Source organism: Streptomyces sp. NPDC001530, from assembly GCF_042894545.1.
GTDB lineage: Bacteria > Actinomycetota > Actinomycetes > Streptomycetales > Streptomycetaceae > Streptomyces.
This window is the reverse complement of the sequence record NZ_JBIAVS010000003.1, coordinates 111,773-122,992: the sequence shown is the minus strand read 5'-3', so window position 1 is coordinate 122,992 and position 11,220 is coordinate 111,773. Positions and strand designations below refer to the sequence as shown.

The 11,220-nt window shown below is 71.2% G+C and carries 11 protein-coding genes; 3 read left to right on the top strand and 8 right to left on the bottom strand.

Annotation, left to right across the window (positions count from 1 at the left end; genetic code table 11):
• Both ACFY0T_RS06140 and ACFY0T_RS06135 read right to left on the bottom strand, forming a co-directional pair.
• A complete protein-coding gene (locus tag ACFY0T_RS06140; protein WP_388865060.1) occupies positions 1–1,569 on the bottom strand; it encodes a class I adenylate-forming enzyme family protein in 1,569 nt (522 codons plus the stop codon).
• A 40-nt stretch (positions 1,570–1,609) separates the two neighbouring features.
• The gene (locus ACFY0T_RS06135; protein WP_388865058.1) at positions 1,610–2,176 is read right to left on the bottom strand and encodes an SRPBCC family protein; all 567 of its coding nucleotides are present in this window, start codon (positions 2,174–2,176) and stop codon (positions 1,610–1,612) included.
• 222 nt (positions 2,177–2,398) lie between these two features.
• On the opposite strand from ACFY0T_RS06135, the gene ACFY0T_RS06130 reads away from it, so the two are divergent.
• Positions 2,399–3,370: an NADPH:quinone reductase gene (locus tag ACFY0T_RS06130; protein ID WP_388865666.1), complete on the top strand. Its 972-nt coding sequence runs from the start codon at positions 2,399–2,401 to the stop codon at positions 3,368–3,370.
• Positions 3,371–3,626: 256 nt separating this feature from the next.
• Here ACFY0T_RS06130 and ACFY0T_RS06125 read toward each other — a convergent pair whose 3' ends face one another.
• A complete protein-coding gene (locus ACFY0T_RS06125) occupies positions 3,627–4,883 on the bottom strand; it encodes a histidine kinase (RefSeq protein ID WP_388865663.1) in 1,257 nt (418 codons plus the stop codon).
• 360 nt (positions 4,884–5,243) lie between these two features.
• Between ACFY0T_RS06125 and ACFY0T_RS06120 the strand changes: the two genes are divergently transcribed.
• Positions 5,244–5,450, top strand: a complete 207-nt coding sequence (locus tag ACFY0T_RS06120) for a hypothetical protein (RefSeq protein WP_388865057.1) — start codon at positions 5,244–5,246, stop codon at positions 5,448–5,450.
• A 39-nt stretch (positions 5,451–5,489) separates the two neighbouring features.
• Here ACFY0T_RS06120 and ACFY0T_RS06115 read toward each other — a convergent pair whose 3' ends face one another.
• From ACFY0T_RS06115 to ACFY0T_RS06105, 3 genes are all read right to left on the bottom strand, one after another.
• Positions 5,490–5,882 (bottom strand): ribonuclease domain-containing protein, encoded by a 393-nt coding sequence (locus ACFY0T_RS06115; RefSeq protein ID WP_388865055.1) that lies wholly within the window; start codon positions 5,880–5,882, stop codon positions 5,490–5,492.
• A gap of 86 nt (positions 5,883–5,968) precedes the next feature.
• Complete coding sequence (locus ACFY0T_RS06110) at positions 5,969–6,874, bottom strand: DMT family transporter (RefSeq protein WP_388865053.1); 906 nt, start codon at positions 6,872–6,874, stop codon at positions 5,969–5,971.
• A 94-nt stretch (positions 6,875–6,968) separates the two neighbouring features.
• The gene (locus ACFY0T_RS06105) at positions 6,969–7,595 is read right to left on the bottom strand and encodes a dihydrofolate reductase family protein (RefSeq protein WP_388865051.1); all 627 of its coding nucleotides are present in this window, start codon (positions 7,593–7,595) and stop codon (positions 6,969–6,971) included.
• Between the two features lie 143 nt (positions 7,596–7,738).
• On the opposite strand from ACFY0T_RS06105, the gene ACFY0T_RS06100 reads away from it, so the two are divergent.
• Positions 7,739–8,488, top strand: coding sequence for a 3-oxoacyl-ACP reductase family protein (locus tag ACFY0T_RS06100; RefSeq protein ID WP_388865049.1), 750 nt, complete (start codon positions 7,739–7,741; stop codon positions 8,486–8,488).
• Between the two features lie 161 nt (positions 8,489–8,649).
• On the opposite strand, the gene alc is transcribed toward ACFY0T_RS06100, so the two are convergent.
• Complete coding sequence (alc, locus tag ACFY0T_RS06095) at positions 8,650–9,783, bottom strand: allantoicase (RefSeq protein ID WP_388865047.1); 1,134 nt, start codon at positions 9,781–9,783, stop codon at positions 8,650–8,652.
• Between the two features lie 62 nt (positions 9,784–9,845).
• The gene (gene allB / locus ACFY0T_RS06090) at positions 9,846–11,186 is read right to left on the bottom strand and encodes an allantoinase AllB (RefSeq protein WP_388865046.1); all 1,341 of its coding nucleotides are present in this window, start codon (positions 11,184–11,186) and stop codon (positions 9,846–9,848) included.
• Between the last annotated feature and the right edge of the window lie 34 nt (positions 11,187–11,220).

Genomic DNA, 11,220 nt, shown 5'->3' with positions numbered 1-11,220 from the left:
TCAGCCGCCCTGCTTGGTGAGCACGCGAGCCAGTTCCAGGCGCTTGATCTTGGTGGTGGCCGTCTGCGGCAGATCGGCGAGCCGCCACTGCACGGGATCGGCCATCGGCGGCAGCCCCTCGGCCGCGGCACGCCACGCGTCGAGATCCAGCGGTACGTCGTCCTTGGTGCACACCACGGGTACGGCCCTGCCGTCCGCGCCGGGGATGATGATGACCTCGGCGAGGTCGTCGAGCCGGGCGAACAGCCGGTCCTCGGCGGCCAGTGTGGAGCCGAAGCCCTCGATGACGTCGACCTCGCGGTCCAGCAGATGCAGACAGCCCCACTTGGTGCGGTAGCCCACGTCACCCATGCGCCACCAGCCACCCTCGGACAACTGCTTGTCGTAGCGCTCCTGTTCGCCGAGATAGGTGACGATGCGGCCGTCGCTCTTCACCTCGATGAACCCGGGGTTGTCCTTGGACGGCGGCTGTCCGTTGCGGCTGACGACCCGCACGTCCGTCATGCCGGGGAAGGGCATCCCCACACAGCGCCCGTCGGCCTCCGCCGGCCGGCGCCTGCTGAAGGAGCGCGCGACGGCCGGCCCGATCTCGCTCTGCCCGTACAGCTGCCCGAAGACGGGCGCCCGGCGGTCCGTCGCACCCAGCAGCCGCTGCACGGTCCGCGGGTGGATGGCATCGAACGTGCTGCTGTAGAGCTTGACGTTGGACAGCGGCCGTCGCGGGTCGTCGGCCAACTCCTCCCATTTCATGAACGAGTTGGGGTGCGCTTCCAGAATTCCGGGCCGCAACTGCGCGAAGAGGTCCCCGACATGCGCGGGATCGGAATCGGCGAGGACGACGATGGGAAATCCGCGGTGCAGTGAGATCGCGAGCGCCGTGAAGAGCCGGGAGTGCACGAACGACACATGCATGGCGATCGTCTCGCGACCCCGGATGAGCGGCGTGACGACGGAGGCCTGCGGCCGGTAACGGGCCTGCAGAGTCAGCCCGGTGTGCACGGCGAGCTTCGGCGTGCCGGTGGTTCCCGACGTGTGCGTGATCAGCGTCGGGTGCTCGGGTGGCATGGTCACCGGCGCGACGCGCTCGACGCCCGCGAACTCACTGAGCGCGGTGGCCGCCGGGTGGCCGCCGGAGGTCAGCAGCACCGCGGAGGCCAGCCCGAACACGGAGTTCGGCAGCTCCTGCTCCAGCTTCGCCTGGTCGGTCACGAGATACGGCCGGTCGGTGCGCCGTACCAGCTCGGTCACCGTCTCCCCGTCGAGCTTCGGCGACAGCAGCACCGGCACGGCACCGACCCGGGCCGTGGCACAGGCGAGCAGGGTGATGTCGAATCCGTCGGACTTGTAGATGACCACGCGGTCGCCGGGCCGGACGCGTGCCGCCCACAGCCGGGACGCGAAGTCGTCGACCAGGTCGGCGACTTCGGCGACCGTGGCGCGGCGCCCGAGGCCGGGCGCGATGTCGAGATCGTGGTCGAGAATCAGTACGTTCGCGGGGTGCCGGGCGGCCGCTCGCTCGAAGAGCGTCCCGAGCCGGATTCCCCGGTTTCCTATCCGTTGCAGCAACACGTGCTCGCCCTCTCCTACCCAGGCTCCACAGGCTCGGAATTCAGCTCTTGAATTCGCCTTCGATGACGTCCTTGATGCGCTCGACGGTCGCCGCCAGATCCTTTTCCAGCTTGGCTCCCCAGTCGGCGAAGAACGCCTGCTTCCGCTCCGCGTCCATCTCCGCGGTGATTCCGCGGATTCCCTCCGTCGGGGCGCCCATCCTGAAGTGGTGGATCAGTCGGCTGCCGGTGCCCTCGGCCTCGATGTCGAAGGTCCAGACGCTCTCCTGCCTGCGCCCCGAGGAGTCCTGGATCGCCCAGGCGAAGGTGGCGCCGGCCTCGGCCGCGACCACCTCGGAGCGTGTGCTCCAGGCGCCGCGCACGACGGGGGCCCAGGCGACGACGTCCTCGTCACGGTGGTTGTCACCGCGGAAGACGGCGCCCACGGTGGCGGGCTCGCCCTCCACCCACTCCCCTCCGACGCACTCCTCGCTCCACTCGCCACTGCGGCCGAGGTCGCTGACGACCGAGTAGACCTGGAGCGGCGTGGCGTCGATGCGCACGTCGGCCGCGACCTTGAACAGGGGGCTTCCCTCAACAACGTTTTCACTCACGGTCTTGTCACTCACGGTCTTGTCACTCCCGGTGTTTTCCGCTGATGCCCGGAATGCTGCGCCGGTCGGGAAGCGCGGGCAAAAGTACCCGTGAGGGTCCGTCAAGTCCGCGGTTGTTGTCCTCGGGACTTCGGCGGTGGGAATTCCCGGGCGCCTTGAGCACCACTGGACGGCGACTTGACGAAGAACGCGCGGGTCTCGCGCGGGTGCGCTCCCGCGGTGGAAGAATCCATGGCCATGCGTGCCGCTTATGTCGAACAGCTCGGCCCACCCGACGTCATTCGCTACGGAGAGCTCGCCACACCCGTGCCGGGCCCCGACGAGGTCCTCGTCGACGTGGCGGCCACCACGGTCAACCCGGTGGACACCTTTGTCCGTTCAGGGGTCTTCCGTACGCCGCTGGAATTCCCCTTCGTCATCGGCCGGGACCTGGTGGGCACGGTCGCCTCGGCCGGGGGTGGGTTCGCCGTCGGTGATGCCGTGTGGTGCAACAGCCTCGGGCACGGCGGCCGTCAGGGGGCCGCGGCCGAGCGGGCGGCGGTGCCCGTCGACCGGCTCTACCGGCTCCCTGCGGGCGTGCCGCCCGAGGTCGCCGTGGCCGTGGTGCACCCGGCCGCCACCGCGTATCTCGCCCTGTTCACCCACGGCGGCCTGGGCCCGGGCAAGACGGTGCTGGTCGGCGGCGCCGCGGGCAACGTGGGCGCCGCGCTGGTGGTCCTCGCGGTCCGCGCGGGCGCCCGTGTCATCGCGACGGCGTCGCCGCGCGACCACGACTACTGCCAGGGCCTCGGGGCCTCCGAGGTCGTGGACTACCACGCCCCCGACCTCACCCGGCGCCTCGCGCAGCTGGCTCCCGCCGGGTTCGACCTGCACGTCGACACCTCCGGGCGCAACGACCTCGCCGCCGCCGTCGCCCTCCTCGCCCACCGCGGCCGTATCGTCCTGCTGGCCGGCGCCAAGGACGAACCCGTCCTCCCCGTGGGCCCCCTCTACATGAAAGACGCCTCCGTACGGGGCTTCGCCATCTCCCACGCCACCACCGCGGAACTCGCCGCAGCGGCGACCACCATCAACGACCTCCTCGCCCGCGACCTTCTCCGCCCCCGCACCACGCAAACCCTGCCGCTCAGCGCGGCAGCGGACGTCCACCACCGCATGGAACGCGGCGAGCTACACGGCAAACGGGTCGTACTCCACACCACCACCTGAGCCCCCGCCGCCCCTACCCTCCCCCAAGCTCTCGGCTTCGCTCGAGCAGGGGGGACCCCCATCGTCCCCTGGGGCTCCGCCCCCTGGACCCCCGCTCCTCAAACGCCGGAGGGGCTGAATCTTTCAGCCCCTCCGGCGTTTGAGGACGAGCGCGTCAGCGCGATACGGGGGTCTGGGGGCAGAGCCCCCAGGTATGGGACGGGTAGGGGCGGAGGGGGCGAAAAAAGACGGCCCTACGCCCCGCGTACCCCCGCCGTCACCCCGCCCAAGGCAGCCACGCCCGCACCAGGAACCCCCCGCCCTCCTCGCCCCCGTGCTCCAGCCGGCCCCCGGCCAGCGTCGCCCGCTCCGTCAGGCCGATCAGCCCCTGTCCCGAGCCCGGGACAAGGGGGACGGCTCCCGGCGGCGCGGGATTGCGGACGGACACGGTCAGGCCGTCTCCGGGGGCTCCGCGGAGCGTCACGGTCACCTCCGCCCCGGGCGCATGCTTGCGGGCGTTCGTCAGGCCCTCCTGGGCGATGCGGTACGCGGTGCGGCCGACGGACGCGGGGACGGCGGCCGGATCCGTGACGCGGTTGTCGAGGACGACCTTCATGCCGGCCGAGCGGGACTCGGCGACCAGCGCGTCGAGCGCGCCGAGCGTCGGCTGCGGCCGCCCCGCGTCGTCGGAATCCCCGGCGCGCAGGACACCAATGATCTCCCGCAGATCCTGCAACGCCTCGTGCGCGCTCTCCCGGATCACCCCGGCCGCCCGCGCGACCTCCTCCCGCGGCGCGTCCGGCCGGAACTCCAACGCCCCCGCGTGCACGCTCAGCAGCGTGAGCCGGTGCGCGAGCACGTCATGCATCTCGCGCGCGATGGCCTCGCGCGCGAGCCGCTGCGCCTGCTCGGCCCGCAACGCCGCCTCCGTCTCGGCCCGCCGCGCCCGATCCCGCAGACTCAGCATGAGCTGCCGCTTGGACCGTACGAACATGCCCCAGCCGACCACCGCCGAGGTGAGCAGCGCGGTGACGGCGACGGCTGCCACGTACGGGAGATCGGGGTCGGGGCGAAGCCAGAAGAAGACCGGAAACAGCGCGAGTTGGACGCCGCCGAGCCAGCCCACGTACTTGAAGGGCCGGTGCACGGCGAGGGTGAACAGGACGACCAGGCCCGCGCCGCCGGCGGTGTTCGAGACCAGCCCGACGGGGATCATGGCGATGGCGAGCCCCAGCAGCCAGCGGCGGCGCAGCCACACCGCGGCACAGGCCAGCGCGCCGAGCCACTGGTCGACGACGGCGAGACCGTGCGGGGTGTTCGGGTCGTGGGTCAGCGTGTTCGCGGCCGCCAGCCCGCAGATGACGGCCAGCAGGAAGCATCCGAAGTCGACGACCCAGTCGCGCACGGTACGGCGCGGCCGCCCGGAGCGGCGCGCGCGCTCGGCGTCGGGATCCAGCTCGGCGACCACGGCCGAGGGCAGCAGCCACCGCCGCCCCGGCAGGACCTGCACCGAAGGCACAGGCACCAACTGCACGGCCGACCCCTCCGGCAGTTGCCCGCCCAGCCCCTCCGGAAGCCGCCCGCCCAGCCCCTCCGGCGAAGTCGCCGCAGCGCCCGCCGCGGTCGCCGTCTCCCCAGCCGAGGCCTGCGCCCGGCGCACCGCTGCCCGCCCGGAAGGGTCCCGCGGCGCAGGCGCCGGATCGTCACCAGTCACGGTCGACAAATCTACGCAGCCGCGCCCGCCGCCACCTCCCCCCGACCGGTATCACCGACCAAAGTCGCGCCACTTCAGACTTTCGTCGCCGCTCCGGTCACCGCGAGCGGCGACCTCGGTCGGACATGTCTCGCCCCGCGGCCGATGAATGTGGGGGGTCCGCGGGGCGAGGGTCATCACATGAGACGGATTCTGGAGCTACTCGGTTGTGTCGCCCTGGTTCAGGGCGCTCTGGGCCTGGTGCACGAGATCACCGGCCGGCTGCACGGGTGGGGGCTCGTCCAGCGGCTCGGCTTTCTCGACGGCTACGAGATCTACGCGAGCGTCACAATCCTCGTACTGGCCCTCGCGCTGTTCGCCGCCGCCGAGAGCCGGAAGTCCGGCTGAACGCGGACCGGACTTCCGGCGGCCTCGGGCACCGGCGGATCAGCAGCCGAAGTCGATCAGATCGAACGTGGCGTAGTGATCCGCGGTGTAGTAGTCCTCCTGGTACTCCTCACCGGTGACGATGCGACGGGCACCGCGGGTGGAGGAGCCGGGCGTGATCACCGTGTACTCGTGGTAGTAGCCCGTGGACTGGGAGGGCAGCACACGCTCCCGGTTCTGGAAGACGGTGCCGTCCTGGGAGTAGGGGAAGGGACCGCCCGACGCGATGAGGTCGAGCGTGTCGTACGCCTGGGACGGCAGGTCGCTGTAGCAGATGCTGCCCACGGAGGTGGCCGCCGCGTTGGCGGGGGCTACGGCGGTACCACCGATGAGCAGGGCGGACATGAGGGCGACCAGAGCGCCGATGCGAGTGGTGCGTGGGGGGAATCTCATGAACCTAGGATGACGCGCGTAGACCCTGACATGTCAATGTCAAGGTAGTGTTTTTCTCCCGCCAAGTCCGATGAATTTTCCGGGAGTTAACCTGCCGCCCGGCGTCCCCACGCGGTCCCCACGAGGACCAGGACGCCACCCGCCAGCCCCAACACGCCGAGGCGTTCACCGCCGAGGGCGATCCCCGCCGCGGCGGCCCACAGGGGTTCGGTGCCGAGCAGCAGACTGACCCGGGACGGCGAGGTCCGGCGCACCGCCCACATCTGCACGAAGAACGCGAACAGCGTGCAGAAGGCGGAGAGGAACAGCAGCCCCGCCCACTCCCGCGCGCCGAAGTCCGCGGCCGCGCTCCACGGCGTCGCGTCGGCGCCGGCCGACAGCACGGCGAACACCCCGACGGCGGCGCCCAGTTGGACGGTGGTGAGCGACAGCGCGTCGGCGCCCTGGACGGACTTGATGCGGGACATGGCGAGCACGTGCACGGTCCGGGCGAGGGCCGCGAGGAGCATCAGCAGATCACCCGTTGAGGGCCGGGTGAAGCCGCCGCCCTGGGTGAGCAGCACGACGCCGAGCACGGAGACACCGGCCGCGGCGAGGAACGCGCGCGAGGGGCGGACCCGGGTGACGGCCGCTTCCGCGAGCGGCGTGAAGATCATGGTGAGGCTGATGATGAGGCCGGCGTTGGTCGCCGAGGTGTGCACGACGCCGTACGTCTCCAGGAGGAAGATCCCGCTGAGGATCAGCCCGAGCACTCCGGCCCCGCGCCACTGCGCCGCCGTCAGCGCCCGCAGCGCACGCCATCCCGCGGTCACCAGCACCGGCAGCACGATCGCGAAGCGCAGCACCAGCACGGCGATCACCGTCCGCGCGGTGGTGATGTCCTTGGCCGCGAGATAGCTGGCGCCCCACACCACCGCCACGAGCAGCACGGGCAGGTCGGTGAGCCAGGCGCGGCGGGGCGCGAGCGCGCCGGGTACGGCGATGGACGACATGTGAGCGGCTCCGGGTCTCCTGCGGACGGGCATGCGCGGAGACGGCGGCGGCTCGCACGGGAACGATCACCGTACCTACGCGGCGACGGGGTGACTAGGCGTTTTCCGGGAGCTCGTACGAGCCGTACTCCGGGCGGCCTGCCGGGTCGTACGACTGGATGGAGATCCCGGACGCGGTGACGCGGCCGCCGGTGTGCCGGAAGGCCGTCGGGACGGCGCCCTCGGGGAACAGGCGCAGGCCGGCGCCGAGGACGACCGGGAACGTCAGCACGTGGATCGTGTCGACGAGGTCGAGGGCGAGCAGGGACTGGACGAGGGCTCCGCTGCCGTGCACCTGGAGTTCGCCGTCGGTGCGCTCCTTGAGGGCGGTGACCTCCTTGGCGAGGTCACCGCCGATCACGGTCGTGCCGGCCCAGTCGGGCTCGGTGAGGCTCGACGAGGCGACGTACTTCGGCAGCGCGTTCAGCGGGGAGGCGACCGGGTCGGCGGGGTCGGTCACCTTCGGCCAGAACGAGGCGAAGATGTCGTACGTACGGCGGCCGAGCAGGAAGGCGCCCGCGCGGTCGAAGACCTCGTTGATGAACCGGCCGAAGTCCTCGTCGCCGTACGGAAAGCTCCAGCCGCCCTGCTCGAAGCCGCCGCGGGTGTCCTCCTGGGGGCCGCCGGGGGCCTGATAGACGCCGTCGAGAGTGACGAAGATGGTGGAGACGAGCTTGCCCATGTCGGGTGCCTGCTTTCTGGTGCGGGGTCTGTTGTCATCACTTCAGACCCCGGCGGCGCCCGCAACTCATCGCTCGTGAGGGATCCGAACTCGGTGTCCGTTCGCCGCCAGCGGTTCGGTGCCGCCGCCGCTGAGATGGACGCATGACCTCACAAGCAACCATGAACAGCAAGGTGGCCCTGGTGACCGGCGGGAGCCGCGGCATCGGTGCGGCGACGGCCGTCCGGCTCGCGCGGGAGGGCGCGGACGTGGCCATCACCTACGTAAGCGGCAAGGAGGCGGCGGAGGACGTCGTACGCGCCGTCGAGGCCCTCGGGCGGCGGGGGCTCGCACTGCGGGCGGACTCCGCGGATCCGGAGGAGGCGGCCGGTGCCGTGCGGCGCACCGTGGAAGCGCTGGGCGGCCTCGACATCCTCGTGAACAACGTGGGCGTCGGTCTGCTCGCCCCGTTGGAGAGTCTGTCCCTCGCCGATGTCGACCGGGTCCTGGCCGTGAACGTACGCGGAGTCTTCCTCGCCTCCCAGGCGGCTGCCGTGCACATGGACCACGGCGGGCGGATCATCACGCTCGGCACGTGTATGACGCGGCGGGTGCCCGGGCCGGGCGGGACGCTCTACGCGACGAGCAAGTCCGCGCTGATCGGTCTGACGAAGGCGCTGGCGCGGGAGTTGGGGGGTCGCGGGATCACCGCGAACATCGTCCACCCCGGGCCGATCGACACGGACATGAACCCTGCGGACGGGCCGTCTGCGGCTGAGCAGGCTGCGATGACCTCGGTGGGGCGTTTCGGTGCGGCGGATGAGGTGGCGGCGCTGGTGGCGTATCTGGCGGGGGTGGAGACGGCGTACATCACGGGCGCCGAGTTCTCGGTGGACGGCGGCTACGCGGCGTAGGAGCAATGTGTCTCGCCCCCGCCGCCTCACACGCCGGACGGGCTGATTTCAGCCCGTCCGGCGTGTGAGGACGAGGCCGTCAAGGCCGGTAGCGGGGGTCTGGGGGCGGCAGCCCTCAGGGGACGGGAAGGGGAAGGGGCGGAGGGGGCGAAAAACCCTCCTCAGCCGCCCAGTTCCTGGTGGCGGGCCGCGAGGCGGGTCGCGCCCTCCTCCGTCAGGGAGCCATACAGACGCAGCCGGGAGATGCCCCCGTCCGGGAAGATGTCCACGCGCGCGTGGGTAGCGACGGCGGGGGCGGCCGCGAGGGTGAAGCGGTGGTTGGTGTCGGGCTGGAGGCGGGTGCGCGGGAGGACCTCCGTCCAGTCCCCGTCGTCGCCGTTCTTCACGGAGACGGACGCCCACCCCGCACTGTTGCCCTTCAAGTACGCCGTGTCGATCTCGATCGCCCGGATCTCGGACTGCGCGACGAGCCGGTAACGAATCCAGTCGTTGCCGGTGTCACGCCGACGACGGGTCTCCCAGCCGTCGTCCATCTTCCGGGAACGCCCCGGCTGGATGGTGTTCGTGGCGGGCGAGTAGAAGAGGTTGGACGCGTCCTCGACCTGGCCGCCGTTCTCCAGGGCGACGACGTCGAAGGTGCCGAGGACCGAGAGCCACTTCGGGTCGGGTATGACCTCGCCGTACACACGGAGTCGCGCGATACCACCGTCGGGGTGCTGGTTCACGCGCAGATGCGTGAAGCGCTGCTCGACGGAGACGGCGAACCCGTTCGCCGCGTGCCCGCCCACCGCCGTACGCGGCACGAGCGTCGTCCACTTCACGTCGTCGGCGAGGAGTTCCTCGGGGGACGGCGAGCCGGGTACCGACGTGCCCTCGACCGACACCGCCTGCGGATAGTTGCCGCGGAAGTGGGCCGTGTCGACCACGATCCCCCGGATCACACCGGGCGCGCCGAGACGCACCAGCGCCCAGTCGTGGTCCTCCGCCGTCGGCCACGGGTGCTCGGCCGAGGCACCCCGGCGCCGCCGCGTCTCCCAGCCGTCCATGATCTTGCCCTTGTGGCCGAAGTGCTCGGGGTCGAACTCGGCGGCCTCGGGCACGAGAAGGTTCTCGCGCTGGGCGAAGAACTCGTCGTTGGCGGCGATGACACCCGCGCCGAGCTGCCGGTCGGCAAGGTTGGCGTACTGGGTGAAGGGGAAGTCGGCGGTGCGGTAGTCCGCGTACGGGTCGCCGCCTCCGTAGGGGTTCGCGTCGCCGGTGAAACGGGCCAAATCGGACTGAGGCTGCGCCGTCACGATGATCAATCTGCCTTTCGAGGGTCGGCCGCTGCGGGTGCGGGGCGGGTACGGGTGCGCGGTTACGGGTGCCGGGCCAGGAGCTGCCCGGTCGGCTCACTGAACTCGCCCTCGGCCACGATGCGTTCGCCCCGCAGCCAGGTGGACTTGACGACGCCGCTGAGGGTCTTGCCCGCGTACGCCGTGACCCGGTTGCGGTGCTGGAGCGCCGCGGGGTCAACGGTGAAGGTCTCGTCGGGCGCGAGGACCGCGAAGTCGGCGTCGCGGCCCGCCTCGATGGCGCCCTTGCGATCGTCGAGGCCGACGAGCCGCGCGGTGCGCGAGGACATCCAGCGGACCACGTCCTCCAGGCTGTGGCCGCGCTTGCGGGCCTCCGTCCAGACCGCCGACAGGCTCAGCTGGAGTCCGGAGATGCCGCCCCACGCGGTCGCGAAGTCGTCGGTCTTCAGATCGGCCGTGGAGGGCGAGTGGTCGGTGACGACACAGTCGATGGTGCCGTCGGCGAGCGCCTGCCACAGCAGGTCCTGGTTGGTGGCCTCGCGAATGGGCGGGCAGCACTTGAACTCGCTGGCGCCGTCCGGGACTTCCTCGGCCGTGAGCGTGAGGTAGTGCGGGCAGGTCTCGACCGTGAGCCGTACACCCTCGGCCTTCGCGGCGGCGATCAGCGGCAGCGCGTCACTGGACGACAGGTGCAGCACGTGCACGCGCGCGTTGAGCCGCTTGGCCTGGGCGATGAGGTTCTCGATCGCGGTGTCCTCGGCGTCGCGGGGGCGCGAGGCGAGGAAGTCGGCGTACTTCTGGCCACCTTTTTGGGGAGCGGCGGCGAGGTGGTGCGGGTCCTCTGCGTGCACGATCAGCAGGCCGCCGAAGCCCGCGATCTCGGCGAGCGACTGGGCGAGTTGTTCCTGGTCCAGCTCGGGGAACTCGTCCACGCCGGACGGCGACAGGAACGCCTTGAAGCCGAAGACGCCCGCGTCGTGCAGCGGCCTGAGGTCCTTGACGTTGTCGGGCAGCGCGCCGCCCCAGAAGCCGACGTCGATGTGCGCCTTCGCCGCGGCCACTTCCTTCTTCGTACGAAGGTTGTCGACCGTCGTCGTCGGCGGGAGGGAGTTGAGCGGCATGTCGATCAGGGTGGTGATGCCCCCGGCGGCCGCGGCGCGCGTGGCCGTCCAGAAGCCCTCCCACTCCGTCCGCCCCGGGTCGTTGACATGCACGTGGGTGTCGACGAGACCCGGCAGCAGGACGTCGTCGCCGAAGTCCTCGAGCCGGGCACCGGCCGGCACCTCGGCGTCGTGCGCGAGTACGGCCATGATCTTCCCCGCGGCGACCGCGACCGATGCGGCGCGCGTCCCTTCGGGAGTGATGACGCGCGTCGAGCGCAGCACCAGTTCGACGTCGGACACCCGGACCCCTCTCTCTGCCGCTGTTGACTCCCGA